We start from the raw sequence: 23,896 nt of genomic DNA on the forward strand, positions 1-23,896 counted from the left end.
CCGCTGGCCGGCAACCCCGGCCATGTCGGGTTCAGGGGATGCCGGCCGCTGGCCGGCACGACCCTCAGTGCTCGTGCGCGGCTGGCGCGGCGGCGCCGCCTTCCAGCTGGTCGAGGAAGTCGACCGCGCGGCGCAGGTGCGGGATCACGATGGAGCCGCCCACCACCAGGCCGACCGAGAAGGTCTCGAAGAACTCCTCGCGGGTCACCCCGGCGTCCTTGCACTGGGCCACGTGGTAGCTGATGCAGTCGTCGCAGCGCAGCACCATCGAGGCCACCAGGCCCAGCAGCTCCTTGGTCTTCACGTCCAGCGCGCCGGCCTGGTAGGTCTGCGTATCCAGCGCGAAGAAGCGGCGCACCACCTGGTTCGGTTCGCCCAGGATGCGCTCGTTCATGCGCTTGCGGAACTCGGTGAACTCGGCGATGCGGTCCTTGCTGCCGTCGTCGGCCGCGCTCATGCCTGGCCCTGCCCGGCCAGCAGCGGCTCGAGCTTGCCTTCACGGTGCAGGGCCATCATGTCGTCGTAGCCGCCGACATGGACGTCGCCGACGAAGATCTGCGGCACGCTGGTGCGACGGGTCAGCGCCATCATCTTCTCGCGCTCGGCCGGATCCAGGTCGATGCGGACCTCGGTCCACTGCTGGCCCTTGCTCTTCAGGAAGTTCTTGGCGGCCACGCAGTACGGGCAGACGGCAGTGGAATAGATGGTGATGGCGGGGGCACCGCCGGCGGTCTGGGCTGTCACGGGAAACTCCACGATGGATCGACGGTCTACATATGGTACCGGTGCGCTGGAATTTCCACGCCACGGCCGCAACACTGTGGATTAACGAATGGTTGCCCCCCGCCCTGCCACGCTTGGTGCGCCCCGCCCGAGGACCTTCTGCTTGCGAGCCCTGCTGCTGACTACCGCCGTCACCCTGGCCCTGGCCATGCCGCTGGCCCAGGCCCAGGAGAAGCTGCCCGACATCGGCTCTTCGGCCGGCGAGCTGCTGACCCCGGCCCGCCAGGCCGAGTACGGCGCGATGATGCTGCGCGAGCTGCGCAACTACGGCTACCTGCTGGAAGATCCGCTGGTCAACGACTGGCTGCAGACCATGGGTACCCGGCTCGGCTCCAACAGTGATCAGCCGCGGCAGCCGTACACCTTCTTCGTGATGAACGACCGCCAGATCAACGCGTTCGCCACGCTGGGCGGCTACATCGGGGTCAATGCCGGACTGGTGCTGACCGCCGAGCGCGAGGACGAGGTTGCTGCGGTGCTGTCCCACGAAATCGCCCACGTCACCCAGCAGCACGTGCTGCGCGGTGTCGAGCGCGCCCAGCGCGACCAGATCCCGATCCTGCTGGGCATGCTGGCGGCGGTAGTGGCCGCCCAGGCCAGCAACAGCACGTCGTCCGGCAACGCGACGATGGCGGCGATCAGCTCGGGCATGGGCCTGATGCAGCAGCGGCAGATCAACTACACCCGCTCCAACGAGTCCGAGGCCGACCGCCTCGGCATCCGCACCCTGTCGCGCAGCGGCTACGACGTGGATGCCATGGCCGGCTTCTTCGAGCGGATGTCGGCAGCCATGCGCGGCAACGAAGGCGGCTACAGCGTGCCCGAGTTCCTGCGCACCCACCCGGTCAACATCACCCGCATCAGCGAGGCCAAGTCCCGCGCCCAGCAGATGAAGAAGGATACGGTGCTTCTCACCACCAGCACCCCCACCGGCGAGCGCAAGGAGCGGGTGGACCCGGCCGATCCCAGCCTGGGCGAGCCGCTGCTGCGCGGCAACAACCCGCTGCTGCCCGGCAGTGTGCTGCGTCTGCCGATCGGCCAGCTCAACCGTGGCGCCAGCGGTGACTTCGAGTGGGCGCGTGAGCGCCTGCGCGTGCTCAGCGCGGACTCCACCCCCGAGCTGGAGCGCGAGTACGCCGACCTGGCCAAGCGGCAGAAGGACGGCCTCAACGATGCGCAGCGCTACGGCCAGGCACTGGCGGTGATGCGCGGTGGCCGTGCCGGTGCCGGCCAGGCCCGGCAGACCCTGGCCGGCCTGCTGCAGACCCACCCCGGCAACCTGTGGCTGGCGCTGGGCCTGGGCGAGGCGGAGTCGCGCGCAGGCCAGGCGGCCCAGGCCAACAGCCGCTTCGAGCAATTGTTGCGCGAACACCCCAACAGCCGCCCGGTGGCACTGACCTATGCCGAGATCCTGAACGAACAAGGCAGCCGCGAAGCCGGCCAGCGTGCGCAGGCGATGCTGCGCCCCCTGCTGTCGCAAAGTGGTAACGATCCGGTCTTCCAGCAGCGTTTCGCCCGCGCCAGCGAGTTGGCTGGCGACAGCGTGCGCGCCAGCGAGGCCTATGCCGAGGCCGCCTTCCTCAGCGGGCGGCCAGAACAGGCACTGATGCAGCTGCAGGCGCTCAAGCGCAACCCGGCGCTGGATTACATCGGCCGCGCGCGGGTTGACGCACGCATCGAATCGATCACCCCGACGGTGCTGGAGCTGCGCCGGCAGGGCGTGCAGGACCCGGATCTGGACCGCCGCTGAGCACCGCATGACCGGCCGATGGCAATCCGGGCCGGTTCCGGCCGGGTAGTCACAAACATGTCATCAAACCGTAGTCTACTGGCACCAGTCCAGTAACCGAGCCCTACGGTGTCCTCGTGCAGAAACGCATCCTGATCGTCGATGACGAGCCCGCGATCCGTGAAATGGTCGCCTTCGCCCTTCGCAAGGGCGATTACGAACCGGTCCACGCCGGCGATGCCCGGGAGGCCCAGACCGCGATCGCCGATCGCGTTCCCGACCTGATCCTGCTGGACTGGATGCTGCCCGGCACCAGCGGCCTGGACCTGGCCCGTCGCTGGCGCAAGGAAACGCTGACCCGCGAAGTGCCGATCATCATGCTGACCGCCCGCGGCGAAGAGAACGATCGCGTCGGTGGCCTCGAGGCCGGTGTCGATGACTATGTGGTCAAGCCGTTCTCGGCACGCGAACTGCTGGCCCGCATCCGCGCGGTCATGCGCCGCGCCCGCGAAGATGACGAGGACGGCAGCGTAGCCGTCGGCCCGATCCGTATCGACGGCGCCGCCCATCGCGTGTTCGCCAACGACCAGCCGGTGCCGATCGGCCCGACCGAATACCGCCTGCTGCATTTCTTCATGACCCACCCGGAGCGCGTCTACACCCGCGCGCAGCTGCTGGACCATGTGTGGGGCGGCAGCGTCTACGTGGAGGAGCGCACCATCGACGTGCATATCCGCCGCCTGCGCAAGACGCTGGAGCCGTTCAACGCCGAGAACATGGTGCAGACCGTGCGCGGCGCCGGATACCGCTTCTCCACTGCCACCTGAGTCTCGTCGTGCCGGCACCGCGCACTTACAGGTGCCGGTGCCGGCAACTCTGCTATAACCCTCGGTTCACCCCAGTGAACCGCCGCACCTCAACGACGAGATCGCAATGCCCCGCCACATCCGCTCTGCCTGGTTGAAGACCCTGGCCACCGTTGCCGCGGTGCTGCTGTTCGCCGGACTGGTGGGGTGGTTCACGGGCCATCTGTGGTTGTGCATCGCACTGGGCGCGCTGGCGACCCTGGCCTGGCATTACTGGCGCCTGCGCAGCGTTCTGCGCCGGCTGACCGCTCGCCAGCGCTGGGACACCGCCGAAGAAGGCACCGGCGTCTGGAACGAACTGGACCGCCTGCTGTACCGCAACCAGGTGGAAATGCGCGTGCGCAAGCGCCGCCTGCTGGACATGCTGCGCAGCTACCGCGCTGCTGCCGCCGCGCTGCCTGATGCCGTCGTCGTGCTGGATCGCAACAGCCAGCGCGTGCAGTGGTTCAACGAAGCGGCTACCGCTCTGCTCGGCCTGCACCATCCCGGCGACCTTGGCGAGGCCCTGGTCGAGCGCCTGCAGCCAATGCCGCTGGCGCACTGGCTGGCTGGTGGCCGCAATGCCGAGCCCATCCTGGACGTACCTTCGCCGGTCGATCCGGCGATCCGCCTCAACCTGCGGCTGATTCCCTATTCCTCCGATTACTGGCTGCTGATCGCGCGCGATGTCAGCAAGCTGCTGCGCCTGGAACAGGTGCGCCGTGACTTCGTGGCCAACGTTTCACATGAGCTGCGCACGCCGCTCACCGTGGTGCACGGTTACCTGGACATGATGGACCCGGAGGATTTCCCGGGAACCGGACCGATGCTGGAAGAAATGCGCAAGCAGAGCCAGCGCATGGCCCAGCTGGTGGAAGACCTGCTGACCCTGTCGCGCCTCGAATCGCAGGAACACAGCGAGGACGAGACCGTGGCCATGCAGCCGATGCTGGCCACCCTGCGCCGCGAAGCCGAAGCGCACAGCCAGGGCCGCCACCAGATCAGCATCGACGACCTGGCAGGCGTTGACCTTCAGGGCTCGACCAAGGAGCTGCACAGCGCGTTCTCCAACCTGGTCACCAATGCGGTGCGCTATACGCCGGCCGGTGGCCGCATCGCGGTGGAGTTCCGCCGCGAGGGCGACGGTGCGGTGCTGGCGGTGCGTGACTCCGGCTACGGCATCCCGGCCACCCACCTGCCGCGCCTGACCGAACGCTTCTACCGCGTCTCCAGCAGCCGCTCCCGCGAAAGCGGTGGCACCGGCCTGGGCCTGTCCATCGTCAAGCACATCCTCGGCCTGCACCACGCGCGGCTGGAGATTGAAAGCGAAGTCGGCAAGGGCTCGGTGTTCTCCTGCCATTTCGATGCCGACCACGTGCGCCCGCGCGAGTCCGCCCCCCTGACCTCCATCGAAGAATGACGCCATGAGCAGCCTCGGATCCCTTCCCCTCCCCGTGAGCCCGGACAACGATCCGTTGCGCGACCCGGCGCTGTACATCAATCGCGAACTGTCACAGCTGGATTTCAACTTCCGCGTGCTGGCCCAGGCGATGGACCCGCAGGTGCCGCTGCTGGAGCGCCTGCGCTTCATGTGCATCTCCTGCACCAACCTCGACGAGTTCTTCGAGATCCGTGCCGCCGCCGTGCGCCACGCGCAGGAGTACGGCCTGCCACCCGCACCGGACGGGATGAGCCCGCAGGCCATCCTGAGCGCCATCCATGACCGCGCCGCCGAACTGGTGGACCAGCAGTACCGTTGCTGGAACGAGACGCTGCGGCCGGCGCTGATGGAGGCCGGCATCGGCGTGCTCGGCCGCCACTCCTGGACCGACCGCCAGAAGCGCTGGCTGCGCGCCTACTTCCGCAACGAGATCATGCCGGTGCTGTCGCCACTGGGCCTGGACCCGGTGCACCCGTTCCCGAAGATCCTCAACAAGTCGCTGAACATCGTGGTGGTGCTCAAGGGCACCGATGCGTTCGGCCGCGCCGGCCACCTGGCCATCGTGCGTGCGCCGCGCTCGCTGCCGCGCATCATCCAGCTGCCGGAAAAGCTCGGCGGGCCCCAGAACTTCGTGTTCCTCTCGTCGGTGCTGTCGACCTTCGTCGATGAGCTGTTCCCGGGCATGGAAGTCCAGGGCGCCTACCAGTTCCGCGTCACCCGCAATTCCGAGCTGGTGGTGGACGAGGAGGAAGTGGAGAACCTGGCGCTGGCGCTGCGCGATGAACTGGTCGACCGCGGCTACCGGCCGGCGGTGCGCCTGGAGATCGCTCAGGACATGCCACGCGACATCGTGCGCACCCTGCTGCAGAACTTCGGCCTGACCGAGAACGCGGTGTACCGCATCGACGGCCCGGTCAACCTCAATCGCATCATCCAGCTGTACGACCTGATCGCGCAGCCGGACCTGAAGTACCCGCCGATGACACCGCGCACGCTGCGCGACAGCGACGGCATCTTCGAGACCACGGCGCGCCAGGACCTGCTGCTGCACCACCCGTTCGATGCCTTCACCGCGGTGCTGGACCTGATCCGGCAGGCGGCGATAGATCCGAACGTACTGGCGATCAAGCAGACCCTGTACCGCACCGGCAAGGATTCGCTGATCGTCGACGCGCTGATCCAGGCCGCACGCAACGGCAAGGACGTGACCGTGGTGGTCGAACTGCGCGCCCGCTTCGACGAAGAAGCCAACCTCGGCCTGGCCGATCGCCTGCAGGAAGCCGGCGTGCAGGTGGTGTACGGCGTGGTCGGCTACAAGACCCACGCCAAGATGCTGCTGATCGTGCGCCGCGAGGGCCGCAAGCTGCGCCGCTACGTGCACCTGGGTACCGGCAACTACCACAGCGGCACCGCCCGCGCGTATACCGACATCAGCCTGATCACCGCCGATGCGGACATCGGCAATGACGTGCACCTGCTGTTCCAGCAGCTGTCCGGGCTGGCGTCGAAGATGAAGCTCAAGCGCCTGCTGCAGTCGCCCTTCACCCTGCATACCGGCATCCTCGGCCGCATCGAGCGCGAGACGCGCATCGCCGCCGCTGGCCGCCCGGCGCGGATCATCGCCAAGATGAACGCACTGAACGAACCGCAGGTGGTGCGCGCGCTGTACGCCGCGTCGCAGGCCGGCGTGCAGATCGACCTGATCATCCGCGGCGCCTGCACGCTGCGACCGGGCGTACCGGGCATCTCGGACAACATCCGCGTGCGCTCGATCGTCGGCCGCTTCCTGGAACACAGCCGCGTCTACTGGTTCGGTAACGACGGCGCACCGGAAATGTACTGCGCCAGCGCCGACTGGCTGGAACGCAACCTGCTGCGCCGGGTCGAGACCTGCTTCCCGATCCTCGATCCGGAACTGGCCAAGCGGGTCTACCGCGAAGTCCTGCAGAACTACCTTGACGACAACCTCAACGCCTGGGAACTGGACGCGCACGGCATCTACCACAAGCGTGCCCCAGCCCACGACGAAGCCCCGCATTCGGCGCAGATGGCGTTGATGCAGGGGCTCTGACCCTGCCCCGGTAGATCCCGACCGCTGGTCGGGGTTCGATCGCCACGGGGTCAGATCCCTTTCCTGCGGGAAAGGGATCTGACCCCTTGCAGTCCTGCGGCACGCCCTCTTCCAAAATGTGAAGGCCGCGCGGTGACGAGCACACCGCCCCTTCGGCTAACATTCGTCCATGCCGCATACCACCACGACTCCGCCCGCATTGCAGGATGGCGACCTGCTGGCCGCCATCGACCTTGGCTCCAACAGTTTCCACATGGTCATCGCGCGCTATACGCTCGGCCAGCTGCGGGTGATCGACCGCCTGCGCGAGACGGTGCGCATGGCCGATGGCCTGGATGGCAAAGGTGGTCTCTCTTCCGCTGCACGCCAACGTGCACTGGAATGCCTGGCCCGCTTCGGCCAGCGCATCCGCAATGTGCCGCCGCACCGGGTGCGCGCGCTGGCCACCAACACCGTGCGCCAGCTGCGCTCGCCGCAGTCGTTCCTGGTACCGGCCGAGACCGCACTGGGGCATGCCATCGAAGTGGTCAGCGGGCGCGAAGAAGCGCGCCTGATCTACCTGGGCGTGGCCCACGCGCAACCGCCCAAGCCCGGGCAGCGCCGGCTGGTGATCGACATCGGCGGTGGCTCCACCGAGTTCATCATCGGCATGGGCATGCAGACCCTGGAGCGCGAAAGCCTGCAGGCCGGCTGCATCGCCAGCACCCGGCGCTTTTTCCCCGGCGGCAAGCTGAGCAAGAAGCGCTGGAAGGACGCGCTGGCCGAGATTGGCCGCGAGTTCCAGCCTTTCGCCAGCAAGTACCGCGCGCTGGGCTGGCAGGAAGCGTTGGGCTCTTCGGGCACGCACAAGGCGATCAGCGAGATCTGCGCGACGATGAAGCTGAGCAAGGGCGCCATCACCGCCGAGGCCCTGCCGCAGCTGCGCGATGAACTGCTGAAGGCCAAGAAGATCGACGACATCCAGCTGCCGGGCCTGTCCAGCGACCGCCGCCCGATCATTGCCGGCGGCATCCTGGTGCTGGAAGCGGCATTCCAGGCGCTGGGCCTGCAGAAGCTGCTGGTCAGCAAGGCGGCGATGCGCGAAGGCATCCTGTATGACATCGTCGGCCGCGCCGGCGAAAACGACCTGCGTGACGAATCGGTGGCTGCGCTCAGCCAGCGCTACGGTATCGATACCGTCCAGGCCGAGCGCGTGCAGGACACCGCGCTATCCCTGCTGGAACAGGTGCAGGAGCGCTGGAGGCTCGATGCCGACGATGCGCGCATGCTCGGCTGGGCCGCGCGCCTGCACGAGCTGGGCCTGATGATCGCGCACAGCGGCTACCACGTGCATGGCAGCTATGTGCTGGAACACTCGGATATCGCCGGCTTCTCGCGCCAGGAGCAGCAGATGCTGGCGGCTCTCGTGCGCAGCCACCGCCGCAGCGTGACCAAGACCGCCTTCGACGCCCTGCCCGAGCGACTGCTGCTGACCGCACGCCGGCTGGCGGCCCTGCTGCGGCTGGCGGTGCTGCTCAACCGCGCCCACGAAGACGATCCGCTGCCGGCACTGGAACTGACCGCCGACGACAACCGGCTGTCGCTGATCGTGCCGCAGGCCTTCATCGATGCCCGCCCGCTGCTGCGCGCGGACCTGATCGGCGAGACCGATGGCATCGCCGGGCTGGGCATCCAGTTCCGTCCGTTCGTGGCCTGAATACGCTGTCCGCTGTTGTCCACAGGACAACCGGGGTGACGCATTTCCCACTCCCACTTTGCGCAGTCTGGCGATTTTTTGTGCTGCTCCGCAACACAATGGCGTGCTGTGGGCAATCGCTGCCATCACGTAAGCACCTGCTTTTGTTCACGTTTTGTGAAGGCTGGCGCGGCCGCGTGACATAAATGGATACGAACCCTTTACAGAGCATTAACTAACGAGACTACTATCGGGTCACCGGCTCGGTCATCGACCCTGCTGGCTCCTTCGACGCCCCCTTTGGCGTCCTGTGCACGACCTGAGAGAGAGAGCTCGCCATGACTTCACGCACCACCGCACTGGGGCAGGCCATCCGCTACGCCCTGGCTACCACTGCAGCGCTGGCAGCGCTGCCCGCGTTTGCCCAGGAAGGCAGCAACGCCAACCCGACCAACCTCGACCGCATCGAGATCACCGGCTCGCGCATCCGCCAGGTGGACGTGGAGACCGCCCAGCCGGTGTTCGCGATCAGCCGCAACGACATCGAAAAGCAGGGGTTCAGCTCGGTTGCCGACATTCTGCAGAACGTCACCGCCATGGGCAGCCCGACCATCAGCCGCGCCAATGCGCTGACCGCAGGCGAAAACGCGGGCGGCACCTACATCGACATGCGCAACCTGGGCACCCAGCGCACCCTGGTGCTGGTCAACGGCAAGCGCCTGGGCATCAGCACGTCCGGCTACCAGGACATCTCCACGCTGCCGGTGTCCGCCGTGGAACGCATCGAGGTGCTGAAGGACGGCGCCTCTGCGATCTATGGCTCCGACGCCATGGCCGGTGTGGTGAACATCATCACCCGTTCCAATGTCACCGGTGTGACTGCCAACGTCTACCACGGCCAGTACAGCCAGGGCGACGGTGCACGCGACCGCTTCGACGTTGTCGCCGGCTGGAGCAATGAGCGCGTGTCGTTGACCCTCTCGGCCGAGCATGCCGAAGAGAAGGGCGTGTGGGCGCGCGATCGCGGCTTCAGCAAGTACGGCATGACCGATCGCCATCCGTACGACAGCAGCAACTGGACCACCATCAGCCAGTACGGCCAGTTCACGGGTCTGCGCGGCCCGGGCTGTACCGCCACTGCGGGTTGCGGCTATTCCCTCAACCGCGGCGCGGATCCCACCAACCCGGCCAATTACCACCTCACCGATACCACGCCTTTCACCGGTGACGTGAGCAACGCCAACGACCAGATGCATGTGATGTATCCGGTCAAGCGCGACTCGGTCTATTTCGACGGCCGCTTCAAGATCACCGACAACGTCAACTTCCGCACCGAGCTGGGCTACAACAAGCGTGAGTCCACCCGCCAGATCGCGGGCTATCCGCTGCAGTCGAGCACCGCCGGTGTCGGCTCGATGTCGATCAACAGCTACTTCAACCCGTTCGGCCGCCAGCACGGTTACGCCAACCCGACCGCCGTGGCCTGGAACCGCCGTACCTGGGAAGTGCCGCGCGTGACCACCAGCGAGCTGAAGACCTACCGCGCGGTGGCGTCGTTCGACGGTTCGTTCGAGATCGGCAGCCGCTACTTCGACTGGGAAGTGGGCTACCAGTACAACCGCAATGAACTGGAATCGGTGGCCACCGGCAACCTGCACAAGGGTCGCGTCGCCGGCGGCGTCGGCCCGTCGTTCTACAACGCCGCCACTGGCAAGGTGCAGTGCGGTACCGCAGCTGCACCGATCTCCTACGACGTGTGCAAGCCGTGGAACCCGTTGGTTCCGTACGGCACGACGGCTGCCGATGGCCTGTACGGCAACGAAGAACTGCAGGCGTGGCTGTTCCCGGAAGAGATCACCAAGGGCCGCACCACCTCCAAGAACTTCTTTGCCAACATCGCTGGCAGCATCGTCACCCTGCCGGCTGGCGATCTCGGCTTCGCCTTCGGCGTGGAAAGCCGCAAGGAAGAAGGCAAGTACACCCCGGATGCCCTGGCCCAGACCGGCGCTACCACCAACCTGGCCGCAGGCCCGACCGGCGGTGACTACACCGTCAACGAGGCCTACCTGGAAGTGAACGTTCCGGTGCTGGCCGACCTGCCGGGCGCGAAGGAACTGACCTTCAATGGCGCAACCCGCTTCTCGGACTACAACACCTTCGGCAACACGCTCAACAGCAAGTTCGGTTTCAAGTGGAAGCCGATCGACTCGCTGATGGTGCGTGGCACCTGGGCCGAAGGCTTCCGCGCACCGACCATCAGCGACCTGTTCGGTGGTGGTTCGGAGACCTTCGCGCAGTTCAGCGATCCGTGCGACACCCGTTTCGGTTCCTCGGCCTCCAGCGCCGAAGTCCGTGCACGTTGCGCACGCGACATCGCCAATGCGAATACCTTCCGCCAGCTCCGCCAGGGCGGCACCCCGGTGAACACGTCGACGGACGCGACGCCGGTGCCGTTCACCTCCGGGTCCAACCCGCTGCTGACGCCGGAAACCTCGACCAGCAAGACGCTGGGCCTGGTCTGGAGCCCGAGCTTCATCCAGGGCTTCAACGCCTCGCTGGACTGGTGGAAGATCCGCATCGACAACACGATCATCGCCGACACGCCGACCCAGATCCTGCAGGACTGCTATGAGTCGGGCATCGAAGCGCGCTGCTCGCGCTTCCAGCGTGACCCGGTGACCGGCATCGTGACCAACCTGAAGTTCGGCAACCGCAACGCGGGCTTCATGGAAACCGAAGGCTACGACCTGGATGTGAGCTACCGTCTGGACACCCGGTTCGGCAAGTTCAACGTGAACTCGGCCACCACCTACGTATCCAGTGCAACCTACCGCACCTCCAACGACAACTCGATCGTCCCGATCGTCACCAACGGCATCGGCAGCGCCTTCCGCGTCCGTTCCAACCTGGTGCTGGGCTACGAGCGGGGCAACTTCGGCGCGAGCTGGACCGCGCGTTACTACTCGGGCGTGAAGGAAACCTGCTCGAACATCGCGCTGTACCCGGACGAATGCTCGGATCCGGGTGTGTATGCACCGTGGTACAAGGGCGCCCGCAACTACAACGAGCGTGGTGCGGTCACCTTCCACGACGTGCAGGTGCGCTACTCGCTGCCGTGGGATGCCACCGTGTCGGTCGGTGCCAACAACGTGTTTGAAAAGACCGGCCCGATCATGTACAGCAAGCCGAACTCGGCCTTCTCGTACTACGGCGGCTACGACATCGGCCGCTTCGTCTACATGAAGTACCAGCAGCGCTTCTGATCCATCGCGCTGTGACATGAAGCACCAGGACCGCGGCCCTTCGGGGCCGTGGTTTTTTGTTGGCCGCAGCGCCCCTGCGGTGGCCGGCGCCCCCGTCATCTGACGGTCGCAAAGTGGTCATGTCGGCTACATCGCCAGGGCCGAGCATGCCGGAAACCGGGAGGCCCGCCATGCGCTATGCCATCGTCACCGAGACCTATCCGCCGGAAGTCAACGGCGTCGCCCTCACCGTACAGGGCCTGGAGCAGGGTCTGCGTGCAGCCGGACACGAGATCGACCTCGTCCGCCCCCGCCAGTCCACCGAAGCGCTGGATTCGGCACCCGGCACCTTGCTGGTTCCCGGCGCTGCCCTGCCCCGCTACCCCGGCCTGCGCTTCGGACTGCCAGCCCCGATCCGGCTGGGCCGCCATTGGCAGAATCAGCGTCCGGATGCGGTCTACATCGCCACAGAAGGTCCACTCGGCTGGTCGGCACTGCGTACCGCACGTCGCCTCGGCATTCCGGTCGCCAGCGGCTTCCACACCCGCTTCGACGAGTACCTGCCCGACTATGGCGTGGCATGGCTGCAGGCCGCGGCCATGCGCTGGATGCGCCGCTTCCACAACCAGGCGGACGCTACCTTGGTGCCGACCCGCGAATTGCAGCAGTTCCTCGGCGAACAGGGCTTCGAACGCGTGCGCCTGCTGGCCCGTGCGGTGGACAGCCAGCAGTTCGATCCAGGCCGGCGCGATCCTGCACTGCGCGAGGAATGGGGCGTGGATGGCAACGGCCTGGTGGCGATCTATGTCGGCCGCATTGCTGCTGAAAAGAACCTCGACCTGGCGGTGAAGGCATTCCGCCGCCTGCAGCAGATCCGGCCCAAGGCACGCTTTGTATGGGTGGGTGACGGCCCGGCCCGCGAGAAGCTGGCACATGAAAATCCCGATTTCATCTTCTGTGGCATCCAGCGCGGCGATGCGCTGGCCCGCCACTTCGCCAGCGGCGATCTGTTCCTGTTCCCCAGCCGCAGTGAGACGTTCGGCAACGTGACTCTGGAAAGCATGGCCAGCGGCGTGGCCACCGTGGCCTTCGACTACGGCGCCGCGCGTGAGTACCTGCGCAACGGCGAGAACGGCGCAGCGGTGGACAGCGACGAGCAGTTCATCGAGGCCGCCGTGCAACTGGCCGCCGATGACGCGAAACGCCACGAACTGGGCGGCAATGCCGCACGCGCGATGAAGCGATTGCATCCACAACAGGTGGTGGCCGAGTTCGATGCGTTGCTGGCCGAGCTTGCGCAGTCGCGGAGGAGCGGCCATGCGCACCACGCCGCTTGAACTGCTGGCAGGGCGCGAGGCACGCTTGTGCCGGCGGGCGAACCACTACTGCCGGCGCCGCCGCGTGCGCCGCCTGTTCTCGGCCATCAGCCGTCTCGGCGATGGCGTGTTCTGGTATGTGCTGATGGCTGCGCTGGTGGTGCTGGATGGCTTCGATGGCCTGCGCGCCTCGGTGCACATGGCCGCCACCGGCCTGGCCGCATTGCTGCTGTACAAGGGCCTCAAGCGCTGGACGCGGCGCCCGCGGCCTTACGCGGCCGATCTTCGCATCCGCGCCTGGGTGGCACCACTGGACGAATTCAGCTTCCCCTCCGGGCACACCCTGCACGCAGTGTCGTTCACCATCGTCGCACTGGCCTACTACCCCTGGCTGGCACCCTTGCTGGTGCCGTTCACCCTCGGCGTCGCACTGTCGCGGGTGGTGCTGGGCCTGCACTATCCTTCCGACGTGCTCGCCGCCACGGGCATCGCCGTCCTGCTGGCTTCGGCCAGCCTGACCTGGCTGCCGCTGCCGGTGTAGCCCCGGGGTCAGATCCTTTTCCTTCGGAAAAGAGATCTGACCCCCACAATACCGGCGGCGCTACCATCATCATTGATGGCCTAGAATGCAGGCATGACCACGTTGTTCATATCCGACCTGCACCTGGACCCCAGCCGTCCGGAGATCACCGACCTGTTCCTGCGCTTCCTGCGCGAGCAGGCGCCCGGCGCCGATGCGCTGTACATCCTCGGCGACCTGTTCGAGGCCTGGATCGGCGACGACACGCCCTCTCCGGCCGCCGATGCGGTGGCCGATGCGTTGAAGGTGCTGTCCGACAGCGGCGTGCCCGTGTACTTCATCCGCGGCAACCGCGACTTCCTGCTTGGCGAGGACTATGCGCGCCGTGCCGGCCTGCGCATCCTGCCCGACCCGTGCGTGATCGAGCTGTACGGCCGCCCGGTGCTGCTGCAGCATGGTGACCTGCTGTGCACCGATGACATCCCCTACCAGCAGTTCCGTGCGCAGACCCGCGACCCGGTGTTCCAGGCGCAGTTCCTGTCGCAGCCGCTGGCTGCACGCATCGCCTTCGCGCAGAAGGCGCGCGAGGCGAGCCAGGCCCGCCAGTCGGAAATGAAGCAGGGCGATCGCGCGCAGTTCGAGACCGTCACCGACGTGGCCCCGTCCGAAGTCGATGCTACCTTCGTACGCCACGGCGTGGACACCATGATCCACGGTCACACGCACCGTCCGGCCATCCACGCACTGCAGGCCGGTGGACGCGATTGCATCCGTATCGTGCTGGGTGACTGGTACGAACAGGGCTCGGTGCTGCGCGTGGATGCCAGCGGCTGGTCGCTGGATACGCTCGCCCGCGATTGATGGATTGCAGGATGCCAACCAGGGTTGGCATCTACCCGAGCCGGTGAACGCGCCCGGGTAGACGCCGCCGCTTGGTCGGCGCTTGGCCTCAGCGGAAGGCCGCGATGGTGGCCTTGGTGTTGACCAGCACGCGCTGGTTGTCAGCGGTACTGGCATTGCCCATCGGGATGCCGTTGTAGCTGATGTTCGGGTTGGACCAGTAGTTCAGGCGCGGGCAGCTGCGGGTGCAGTTATAGGCCATGATAGTGCGCCAGCCGGTGCCGCTGGACGGCTCATAGCGGTAGCCGTGGCCATAGGTGTAGGGCGATGTGCTCGGGTCGGTGGCGATGTCATGCCGCGCGCTCTGCAGGTGGCCGATCTCATGCGCGAATGAGTAGTAGCCGGTCGCGCAATCCCAGTACACCGCCGCGAACGCCGTCGACGCGGTAGAGCCGATTCCCGAGGCCAGGCCGCAGTAGGCACTGTTGTTGATCAGCAGCACGCCGACATCGGCCGCGGTGGTGTTGCGGCTGGTGTGGATGCTGTCCATGTAGCCGTCGCTGGTGCCACGGAAACGCGACAGGTCGGTGGTGAAGTTGCCGGACTCGCTGTAGTTGGTGGTCTCGTAACCGGCCAGTTGCAGCGTCAGGCCGACATTGCTGTTGCCGTAGCCCTGGTTGGACTCGGCCACCGCCAGCTGCACCAGCGACTGCATGTTGCCACCATAGGCGGCGACGGCGGCATTGGTCGCCACCACCAGCACACGGATGGTCGCCGGCGTACCGGACGAAGCCTGCGCGATGCCGATGCGATCGTTGTTGCCCATCGGGATCTTCGGCAGCTGGTTGTAGTCGGCCGGATGGTCGGCCGGCATCCGCGATTCATCCACTTCCACCAGCACGTGGCGGTTGCCCAACGGGCGCAGGCGATACAGCTTTCCCTCCTTGCGGATCGAGCCAGTGATGGTGTCGCCCGAGCGCACCAGGATCAGCGAATTGCCGGGGTCGTCCTGGCCGTTGGAGGTGGCCGCGGTCAGCTTGTCCGAGGGCGAACGGAACTGGCCGTACCAGATGCTGCCGCCATCGGGCAGTGCTTCGACCCTGCTGCGCACCGCCTGCACCCGCTGGCCGAGCAGTTCGAATTCCAGCTGCGGTTGTGCAGTGGCGGCTGCATCGACACGCACTTCCTGTACCGTCGCCGTGGACGGGGTGGCCAGCAGCTTGCCCAGTGCGGGCTCGCTGTTTGCCGATGCGCGGCTGATGACCGTCACCGGCTCGAACAACGGTGCCGCATGCGCGGCCGCTGCCACCGACAAACCCAACACCAGGCCACCTGCCGCTTTGCCAATCGATCTGGACAACATTGCGTCGCTCCTTGAATGATGTGAACAGCGTTGATGCAGCACGACCCGGTGTGCCGGGTCTGGTCATATGGCCTGCGCGGGTCGTGTGAATTCAATAGGCGAGAGAAGTGAAAATCAGGATTTGTGATCGACCGCATCTGGGTTAAGTAAGGTCAAAAGCGTTACTACACGTCGCTAACACACCGCTTTCGCGCTACCGTGACGCAGCCACGACGGGGAATGCACATGGCACCATCGCTGGACACGGACGAAGATGTCGGCTTGCTGCGGATCGGGCTGTTCTTCGATGGCACCCGCAACAACGCACACAACCTGGCCCGTGGCAGGCCCCAGCCGCCGCAGCCGCGCCCGGCGCAGCTGCGTGCGGATGACGATTCGACCTACCAGAGCCGGTTGACCAGCAGCTACGACAATGGCCTGACCAACATCGCCCGCCTGCAGCAGCTGTACCCGGACAGCCGCAGCGGGACATCGGCGCCCCCGTCCCTGTCGATCTACGTGGAAGGTGTCGGTACCCGCGATGACGCCGACGACGACCTGATCGGACTGGCGTTCGGCATTGGCGCCAGCGGTGTGCGCGCCAAAGTGCGACGCGCGCTGCAGGTGCTTCTGCCGGCAGCACTGGGGGCACTCGCTACGCGCTGGCAGCGACCACTGCGTGGCGTGCAGCTGGATCTGTTCGGCTTTTCACGGGGTGCGGCCGCCGCGCGCGATGTGGCCAACCAGTTGCAGGCCTGGGATCGCACCCGCTGGCGGCAGCTGTTGCAGGCCGCTGGCCTGTCCTGCACAACGGACTTCGCCCCGGCCGATCCGCCGCTGCGCTTCATCGGCCTGTTCGACACGGTGGTTGCGGTCAGCGGTGGCCGTGCCGACGAACAACCTCATCTCGCGCTGCATGCAGGCGTTGCCAGGCAGGTGCTGCAACTGAGCGCGCGTGACGAGCATCGCCAGCACTATCCATTGACCAGCGTGGCGCCAGCGTTCACCGAGATCGCCCTGCCCGGCGTACACGCCAACATCGGCGGCGGCTACAACCAGCTCGAAGAAGGGCCCAAGCTGCTCAGTCGCCCGCGCCGGCAGCTGCTGCGCCGCCCGAGCGTGGCCGAGTACCAGACGCCACCGCTGGCGATCCTGCAGGCGACCACGGCCTACGCCGAGGCGCAGGCCGACGCCGAGCGCTGGCGGCAGCAGTTGGGCCTGGACGAAAAGGAAGTCTGGGTGGATGTCTGGCACCAGTGGCAGCAACAGCGTCGCGCCGGCAGCCGCAGCGTAGTGCTGTCACCGGTGCTGTACGTGACGGCGGCCGTGGTGTTGCGCCGGCGCATCGACTGGCGCTACCAGCTGATCGCGCTTCAGGTGATGCAGCAGCATGCCATCGATGCCGGCGTGCGATGGACGGCCAATGCCAACGCAGTCCCCGGCTGGGAGCTGCCGTCCGCCCTGCAACCCATCGCACGACGACTGGTGGCCGGACAGCCACTGACGCAAACCCAGGAGGCGCTGTTGCGGCGGCGTTACCTGATGCAGTCGGCGCACTGGAACTTCGACGCGCTGGGCGACACCGCACTGACCTACGCCGCCGATGCCGGCGTCAGCGAGCTGCCGTACCGGCCGGGCCCCGGCCTGTTCTACATCAACCGGCCAACGGTGGATGGCAAGCGCGTGGTACTGCCGAACGCATGAAAAAGGGGACGGAGGGATCAAGTCGTTTTGGCACAAACGACTTGATCCCTCCGTCCCCTTTTCTTCAACCGGCCTGCTCGACCAGGTTGGCGAGTTCGTCCGCATCGAATCCGGCCAGCAGGCGCGCTTCCATGTTGAACGGCCCGTGCAGGTAGCCGCCGGCGTACTCCACCAGCAGCTCCTTGAAACGCGTGCGCGGCTCGGCACCGGCGCGGTCGCAGTACCAGCGATACCAGCGCGAACCGGCGGCAACATGCGCCACTTCCTCACGCAGGATCACCTCCAGCACATCGGCGGTTTCGCCATCGCCGACATTGCGCAGCTTCTCGATCATGCCCGGGGTGACGTCCAGGCCACGCGCTTCCAGCACGCGCGGCACCAGCGCCATGCGCGCCAGGCCGTCATGCGCGGTCTTTTCGCACATTTCCCACAGACCGTTGTGTGCGGGGAAATCCGCATAGTCGTGGCCATGCACCTGCAGGCGCTCGCGCAGCAGCATGAAATGCCGCGATTCGTCATCGGCACAGCTGACCCAATCAGCATGGAACGCCGACGGCAGGCCCCGGAACCGGTACACCGCGTCCCAGGCCAGGTCGATCGCGTTGAGCTCGATATGGGCAATCGCGTGGATGAAGGCAGCCCGCCCTTCCACGCCACCCAGTCCACGCCGTGGCACCTCGCGCGGATGCACCAGCACCAGTCGTCCCGGACGACCCGGCATGCAGATCGGATCCGGCGGCGGCGCATCCGCGGCCACCTTCAGGCGGCCGGCACGGAACGCGGCCGCATACGCCTGGGTCAATGCGACCTTGCGCAGCGGATCGGCTTCAGCCAGGCACTGCTGCGCAGCGCGCAGCAGGTCGCCACCAACGTCGGGCACATCCACCACGCCTGATCCTCAGGCGCGGCGCTTGTGCTTGGCATCGTCCGAACGCAACTGCTGGATGCGCTCGAAGTAGCCCGGCTCGATACCGGTCGGGTAGTGGCCGTTGAAGCAGGACGAATCGAAGCTGCGCAGCGCCGGGTTGCCTTCGCTCACCGCCGCTTCCATGTCTTCCAGGTCCTGGTAGATCAGCCAGTCGCAGCCCAGGTGGGCCTCGATCTCTTCCACCGTGCGGTTGTGCGCGACCAGCTCTTCGGCCGCCGGCATGTCGATGCCGTAGATATTCGGGTAACGCACCGGCGGCGCGGCGCTGGCCAGGTAGACCTTGCGCGCGCCGGCATCACGGGCCATCTGCACGATCTGCTGGCTGGTGGTGCCACGCACGATCGAATCGTCCACCAGCAGCACCACGCGGTTGCGGAACTCCAGGTGGATCGGGTTGAGCTTGCGGCGCACCGACTTCACGCGTTCACCCTGCCCCGGCATGATGAAGGTGCGGCCGATGTAGCGGTTCTTGATGAAGCCTTCGCGGTACTTCACCCCGAGCACATTGGAGATCTCCAGCGCGGCATCGCGCGAGGTATCCGGGATCGGGATGATGGTGTCGATGTCGTGGTCCGGGCGCAGGCGCAGGATCTTCTCGCCCAGCTTGATGCCCATGCGCATGCGTGCCTTGTGCACCGAGACGTTGTCGATCATCGAATCCGGTCGCGCGAAGTACACGTATTCGAAGATGCACGGGGTGTGCTCGGCCGGCTCGGCGCAGATTTCCGAGAACAGCTCGCCGCGCGCGGTGATCACCAGCGCTTCGCCCGGCTGCACGTCACGCACGCGCTGGAAACCCAGCACGTCCAGCGCGGCCGACTCGGACGCCACGATGTACTCCTCGCCTTCTGCGTGGCTGCGCTTGCCCAGCACCAGCGGGCGGATGCCATGCGGGTCGCGGAAGGCCACCAGGCCCAGGCCCAGCACCACGCTGACCACTGCATAGCCGCCCTTGCAGCGGCGATGCACGCCGGCCACCGCGCGGATCGCGGCTTCCGGGCTGAGCTGGCGCTGCTGCTCCAGTTCGTAGGCAAACACGTTCAACAGCACTTCGCTGTCCGAATCGGTGTTGACGTTGCGCCGGTCCTGTTCGAACACCTGCTGGCGCAGCGCCTCGGTGTTGATCAGGTTGCCGTTGTGGGCCAGCGCGATGCCGTACGGTGAATTCACGTAGAACGGCTGTGCCTCGTCCATGCCTTCCGAACCTGCCGTCGGATAGCGCACGTGCGCGATGCCGACGCTGCCTTCCAGCGTGGACATGGTGCGAGCGTCGAACACATCGCGGACCAGGCCGGTGGCCTTCTGCACCCGCAGGCGGCTGCCATTGGCGGTGGCGATACCTGCCGCGTCCTGGCCGCGGTGCTGGAGAACGGTCAAGCCGTCATACAACTGCCCGGCGACGTTCTGGTTGCCGACGATTCCGACGATGCCACACATGGTGCGAGGTCTCCGCTGGGCTGTGCCCAGTTACAAGGAAGGTGGCCGTACCTGGCCGCGGTGGTCGCCGCGCCTGCGGTCGACATTGGCCGGATCGTCCGGCTCGATACTGTCCGGCAGTGCTGGGGCGTCCGGGCGCACTTCGGCCGGATCGTATGCATCGCCCTGTTCCGCTTTCGCAGGCCGCAGCCATCCGCTGCCTGCCACTACCTGGTTGAGGATGCCATTATCGCCTGCCGCGCCCGGCTTTCCCAACCCGGCGCCTGCGTTCTTCCCCAATTCCATCAATGCAGATGGGGACAGCATGTCGGTCGGCAAGGCCTTGGGCAGCATATCGGCGCCGGGTACCTGCCAGCGCGGCAGCTTCCCGTTCATCCAGGCCACGGCCGGATTCAGCACCGGGCGAACCGCCGAGCGCTTCCAGGAGGGCTCGGCGGTCAGCGGGGTGAAGCCGGCCAGCAGCACCAGGATCGCCGCGATCAGGCCACCACGCACGGCCCCCAGTACACCGCCCAGCAACCGGTCCAGGCTGGTCAGCATGCTGCGGTGGATCATCGCCTTGATGACCATGCCGATCACCGCGACCACGATCATCACGCCAATACCCACGCCCAGGTAGCCGCCGACGAAATGTTCGCCGCCAGGTGCCGCGGGTGCCGCCCACCAGCGCGCGGCATCGTTGCCGAAGGCGAAGGCCGCCCACGCGGCCAGCAGCCACGACAACGTGCCGATGACGATTCCCACGAAGCCACGCAGCATCCCGAGCAGGGTCGAGGCAGCGATCACGATCAGCAGCACCACGTCGATCATGGCGCCCCGCTCCTTCGGCGGCGCTGGCAACGGGCCTGCACGTCGGTCATGGGTGCGGTCGGACCATGCCGGCGACGCCAACCTTGGCGGCGACCTGCGCCTTCAGCTGTTCGGCGTCAGCCCGGTTGGCCACCGGTCCGACACGGACGCGATGCAGGGTGCCCTTTTCGGTACGCACCTGCTCGACGAAGGCGCTGAAGCCGGCAGCACGGACCTTGTCACGCAGCGCATTGGCATCGCTGGCCTGGCCGAACGCGCCCAGCTGCACGGCGAAGCCGACGCCGCTGGCCGCCGGTGCAGCCGGCGTGGCCGGTGCCGTCGCCGGCTTGCTGGCGGTGGCCTCCGGCTTCGGCTCGGGCTTCGGGGTTTCGGGCTTCGGCGCCGGCTTCGGCGGCTCGGGCTTGGCCGCCGGAGTGGCCGTCGCAGTCGGCGTACTCGGCGGCAGGCTTTCGCTGCGCACGGGGTTGCTGCTGGCGGACGGCAAGGTGGCTGCGGACGGGGTACTGGCGCTTGGCGTAGCCGGTGCCGGGGTAGCTGCCACCGGGGCGCTGCTGCCCGTTGCGGCATCCAGAGTGATCACTTCGGCCTTCACATCGGCGCGGACCTTCACCGCCTGCAGCCGGGCCGCCTCGGCCTGTGCACGGTCGGCATACGGCCCCACGCGCACACGCCATGCCTGACGGCCGTTGATGGTAGTCGCTTCTGCGAAGCCCGGCAGCTGCGAGCGCTGCAGGTAGGCGATCACGGCATCGGCGTCGGCCTTGCTGCCGTATGCGCCGAAAGTGACGGCGTAGTTGCCGGCGGCAACCGCCGGGGACGTGTCCACGGTCGGCGGCGTGGCCGGCGTGGCGGCCTCCTGCAGCGGCTTGGCCTGCCCGGTCTGCAGGCCGGTAGCCCCACCGGCCGGGGCCACCAGCGGCAGTTCACGGGTTTCGAACTGGCCATCGGCCGGTGCATCCGGCGCGGCGATCGGCACCGAGGCCACGCCGCTGTCCGGTGCAGGCCCCTTGACCAGCATCGGCAGGAAAATCACGGCCAGTGCAACCAGCACGATGGCACCAATCAGACGCTGTTTCAGAGGCGTATCCACGTGAGGCGGCAACTGTCCGGAGGTTGCGGTCGATTATACGGGTGCCGGACCGGACGGCGTCGGGATTGGCTGAACGTGGCTCAGGCGCTGCCCTGCAACCACTGCAACGCGGCGGCAGCGGTATGGAAGGAGCCAAACACCAGTACGCGGTCACCGCGCTCGGCCCGGGCCAGTACCTGCGCCAGCGCCTGTTCGACCGAAGCGGCCAGCTGCGCGCTGCCAGCAGCGGTCTCGGCCAGGCGCGCCTGCAACTGGGCGGCACTCTGGCCGCGCGGGCCGTCCAGGCCGGCAAGGGTCCACTCGCCAACCACGCCCTGCAATGCCTGCACCACGCCCGCCGCGTCCTTGTCCTGCAATGCGGCATACACCGCCAAGGTGCGCCCGGCCGACGCCTCGGCCTTCAGCGCGCGCGCCAGCTGGCCCGCCGCCTGCGGGTTGTGCCCGACGTCGACGCGGATCTGCACACCGCAACGCTCGAACGCCTGCAGGCGGCCCGGAATGCGCGCCGCCGCGATACCGGCGGCCCACGCCGCGCGCGGCACCGGCTTGTCCAGCGCGCGCAGCGCGGCGATGGCCGCACCGGCATTGGCCAGCTGGATCGGGCCGGCCAGCGCCGGGGTCGGCAGCTCCATGCGCAGGCCGACATCGCGCCAGCGCCAGCGCTGGGCGTCGATCGGCTCGTAGAAGTAATCACTGCCGCCGCGGATCGCGTTGGCACCGACCAGGTAGGCACGCGCGAGCACGCTCGAGGGCGGGTCGGTCTCGCCCAGGATCACCGGCTTCCAGCCGCGGATGATGCCGGCCTTCTCGGTGCCGATCGCCTCGCGGTCCTCGCCCAGCCATTCGGCGTGGTCGATGTCCACGGTGGTGATCACCGCCACGTCGGCATCGACGATGTTGACCGCATCCAGGCGGCCGCCCAGGCCCACTTCCAGCACCGCCAGGTCCAGCCCGGCGTCGGCGAACAGCTGCAGCGCAGCCAGCGTGCCGTACTCGAAATAGGTCAGCGTGGTCTCGCCACGCGCGGCCTCGACCGCACTGAACGCAGCGACCAGCGCGGCATCGTCCACGTCCTGGCCGTCGATGCGCACGCGCTCGTTGTAGCGCAGCAGGTGCGGCGAGGTGTACGCGCCGACCTTCCAGCCGGCGGCACGTGCAATGGCTTCGATGAAGGCCACGGTGGAGCCCTTGCCGTTGGTGCCACCGACCACGATGGTGCGCTTGGCCGGCGCCCCCAGGCCCATCGCCGTGGCCACGGCGCGCACGCGCTCCAGGCCCATGTCGATGCTCGCCGGATGCTGGCGTTCAATGTAGTCCAGCCAGTCGGCCAGGGTGGTCGGGGTGTTCGTCACGGCAGCGGTTCCAGCAGAAGCAGTTGGTGCGAGGGGATCGATCAGAGTGCGCGGTGCTTGGCTTCGCCGAAGAACGGCGTGTGGTGGGCGCAGTCGTTCAGGCGCACCACTTCCAGGCTGTCAAGGTCGGCGCCTTCGAGCAGGTTGAGCGTGGTCGGTGCCTGGCGGAAGGTCCACAGGCGGGAGATCGGCAGGCCCAGCACCTTGCACAGGATCACGCGGTTCACCGCGTCATGGGCAACCACCAGCAGGGTGTCGTGCTCGCCGAGGCCGTCGGTGGCGCGGGCCAGGCCGCGCCAGCTGCGCTCCAGCACCAGGCGCAGCGATTCGCCGCCGGGCATCAGCACGGTATCCGGCTCCTCGCGCCAGGCCTGCAGGCGCGACGGATCCTTCTCGTGGATCTCGCTGGCCAGCAGCCCTTCCCATTCGCCGTGGGCGATTTCCTGCAGTTCCGGCTCGGTCAGCAGCATGTCGGCACGGGCGGCGCCAAGCGCCAGCTGCGCGGTGCGCTGCGCGCGCGACAGCGGCGAGGCGACGGCACGGGTGATGTCGACCGAGGCCAGGCGGGCACCCAGTGCCTGGGCCTGGGCTTCGCCGATCGGCGACAGCGGGATGTCGATCTGGCCCTGATAGCGGCCTTCGGCGTTCCACGGCGTTTCACCGTGGCGGGCAAGCAGGATGCGCATGCGTGCAAGGGGTCCTGGGGGGGAGGAGGTTCCCGCGTTTCGTTCACATCCTGTGAAGTGCGCGGAACACGGATGATACCTGTTC

Annotated in this window: 19 protein-coding genes; 10 read left to right on the forward strand and 9 right to left on the reverse strand. The window is 67.1% G+C overall.

Features of this window, described 5'->3' with window-relative positions:
- Positions 1-64 precede the first annotated feature (64 nt).
- Together ACM0PB_RS11140 and grxC are read right to left on the reverse strand one after the other, a co-directional pair.
- Positions 65-457 (reverse strand): carboxymuconolactone decarboxylase family protein, encoded by a 393-nt coding sequence (locus ACM0PB_RS11140; RefSeq protein WP_004154542.1) that lies wholly within the window; start codon positions 455-457, stop codon positions 65-67.
- Positions 454-744 (reverse strand): glutaredoxin 3, encoded by a 291-nt coding sequence (gene grxC, locus ACM0PB_RS11145; protein ID WP_004154541.1) that lies wholly within the window; start codon positions 742-744, stop codon positions 454-456. The genes ACM0PB_RS11140 and grxC overlap by 4 nt, the downstream gene beginning before the upstream one ends.
- Before the next feature lie 142 nt (positions 745-886).
- On the opposite strand from grxC, the gene ACM0PB_RS11150 reads away from it, so the two are divergent.
- The 9 genes from ACM0PB_RS11150 (at position 887) to lpxH (ending at position 14,483) form a co-directional block, all read left to right on the forward strand.
- Positions 887-2,533 carry a M48 family metalloprotease gene (locus tag ACM0PB_RS11150; RefSeq protein ID WP_065197179.1) on the forward strand — a complete coding sequence of 549 codons (1,647 nt, stop codon included), beginning with the start codon at positions 887-889 and terminating at the stop codon, positions 2,531-2,533.
- A gap of 116 nt (positions 2,534-2,649) precedes the next feature.
- Entirely contained in the window at positions 2,650-3,339 is a 690-nt protein-coding gene (phoB, locus tag ACM0PB_RS11155; RefSeq protein WP_005408258.1) for a phosphate regulon transcriptional regulator PhoB, read from the forward strand.
- Positions 3,340-3,445: 106 nt separating this feature from the next.
- The gene (gene phoR, locus ACM0PB_RS11160) at positions 3,446-4,777 is read left to right on the forward strand and encodes a phosphate regulon sensor histidine kinase PhoR (protein WP_061479944.1); all 1,332 of its coding nucleotides are present in this window, start codon (positions 3,446-3,448) and stop codon (positions 4,775-4,777) included.
- A gap of 4 nt (positions 4,778-4,781) precedes the next feature.
- Positions 4,782-6,869, forward strand: a complete 2,088-nt coding sequence (gene ppk1 / locus ACM0PB_RS11165) for a polyphosphate kinase 1 (RefSeq protein WP_065197178.1) — start codon at positions 4,782-4,784, stop codon at positions 6,867-6,869.
- Between the two features lie 169 nt (positions 6,870-7,038).
- Positions 7,039-8,565: an exopolyphosphatase gene (gene ppx / locus ACM0PB_RS11170; protein WP_005415458.1), complete on the forward strand. Its 1,527-nt coding sequence runs from the start codon at positions 7,039-7,041 to the stop codon at positions 8,563-8,565.
- A gap of 317 nt (positions 8,566-8,882) precedes the next feature.
- The gene (locus ACM0PB_RS11175) at positions 8,883-11,807 is read left to right on the forward strand and encodes a TonB-dependent receptor domain-containing protein (protein WP_005415457.1); all 2,925 of its coding nucleotides are present in this window, start codon (positions 8,883-8,885) and stop codon (positions 11,805-11,807) included.
- 170 nt (positions 11,808-11,977) lie between these two features.
- The gene (locus ACM0PB_RS11180; protein ID WP_065185790.1) at positions 11,978-13,123 is read left to right on the forward strand and encodes a glycosyltransferase family 4 protein; all 1,146 of its coding nucleotides are present in this window, start codon (positions 11,978-11,980) and stop codon (positions 13,121-13,123) included.
- On the forward strand, positions 13,104-13,643 hold the full coding sequence (locus tag ACM0PB_RS11185; RefSeq protein ID WP_065185789.1) for a phosphatase PAP2 family protein: 540 nt from the start codon (positions 13,104-13,106) through the stop codon (positions 13,641-13,643). Before ACM0PB_RS11180 ends, ACM0PB_RS11185 begins: the two co-directional genes overlap by 20 nt.
- A 93-nt stretch (positions 13,644-13,736) precedes the next feature.
- Positions 13,737-14,483 carry a UDP-2,3-diacylglucosamine diphosphatase gene (gene lpxH, locus ACM0PB_RS11190; RefSeq protein ID WP_005415454.1) on the forward strand — a complete coding sequence of 249 codons (747 nt, stop codon included), beginning with the start codon at positions 13,737-13,739 and terminating at the stop codon, positions 14,481-14,483.
- An 88-nt stretch (positions 14,484-14,571) separates the two neighbouring features.
- Here the strand turns inward: lpxH and ACM0PB_RS11195 are convergent, their stop codons facing one another.
- Positions 14,572-15,825 carry a M12 family metallo-peptidase gene (locus tag ACM0PB_RS11195; protein WP_005415453.1) on the reverse strand — a complete coding sequence of 418 codons (1,254 nt, stop codon included), beginning with the start codon at positions 15,823-15,825 and terminating at the stop codon, positions 14,572-14,574.
- A 225-nt stretch (positions 15,826-16,050) separates the two neighbouring features.
- Here ACM0PB_RS11195 and ACM0PB_RS11200 point away from each other — a divergent pair, with 225 nt between their 5' ends.
- Positions 16,051-17,508: a T6SS phospholipase effector Tle1-like catalytic domain-containing protein gene (locus ACM0PB_RS11200; RefSeq protein ID WP_414604526.1), complete on the forward strand. Its 1,458-nt coding sequence runs from the start codon at positions 16,051-16,053 to the stop codon at positions 17,506-17,508.
- 64 nt (positions 17,509-17,572) lie between these two features.
- Here ACM0PB_RS11200 and ACM0PB_RS11205 read toward each other — a convergent pair whose 3' ends face one another.
- The 6 genes from ACM0PB_RS11205 to ACM0PB_RS11230 all read right to left on the reverse strand — a co-directional run bounded on the left by ACM0PB_RS11205 (position 17,573) and on the right by ACM0PB_RS11230 (position 23,811).
- Positions 17,573-18,397 (reverse strand): ferritin-like domain-containing protein, encoded by an 825-nt coding sequence (locus ACM0PB_RS11205; RefSeq protein ID WP_065179519.1) that lies wholly within the window; start codon positions 18,395-18,397, stop codon positions 17,573-17,575.
- 9 nt (positions 18,398-18,406) lie between these two features.
- A complete protein-coding gene (gene purF / locus ACM0PB_RS11210; RefSeq protein ID WP_065185785.1) occupies positions 18,407-19,873 on the reverse strand; it encodes an amidophosphoribosyltransferase in 1,467 nt (488 codons plus the stop codon).
- A gap of 30 nt (positions 19,874-19,903) precedes the next feature.
- Positions 19,904-20,683: a CvpA family protein gene (locus ACM0PB_RS11215; RefSeq protein ID WP_065185784.1), complete on the reverse strand. Its 780-nt coding sequence runs from the start codon at positions 20,681-20,683 to the stop codon at positions 19,904-19,906.
- A 46-nt stretch (positions 20,684-20,729) separates the two neighbouring features.
- Entirely contained in the window at positions 20,730-21,773 is a 1,044-nt protein-coding gene (locus tag ACM0PB_RS11220) for an SPOR domain-containing protein (protein WP_065197177.1), read from the reverse strand.
- Between the two features lie 80 nt (positions 21,774-21,853).
- Positions 21,854-23,125 (reverse strand): bifunctional tetrahydrofolate synthase/dihydrofolate synthase, encoded by a 1,272-nt coding sequence (gene folC / locus ACM0PB_RS11225; RefSeq protein ID WP_065197176.1) that lies wholly within the window; start codon positions 23,123-23,125, stop codon positions 21,854-21,856.
- A gap of 41 nt (positions 23,126-23,166) precedes the next feature.
- Positions 23,167-23,811 (reverse strand): histidine phosphatase family protein, encoded by a 645-nt coding sequence (locus ACM0PB_RS11230; protein WP_005415444.1) that lies wholly within the window; start codon positions 23,809-23,811, stop codon positions 23,167-23,169.
- Positions 23,812-23,896: the final 85 nt, after the last annotated feature.

It is taken from the genome of Stenotrophomonas sp. AR029 (genome assembly GCF_047520695.2).
GTDB classification, from domain to species: domain Bacteria; phylum Pseudomonadota; class Gammaproteobacteria; order Xanthomonadales; family Xanthomonadaceae; genus Stenotrophomonas; species Stenotrophomonas sepilia.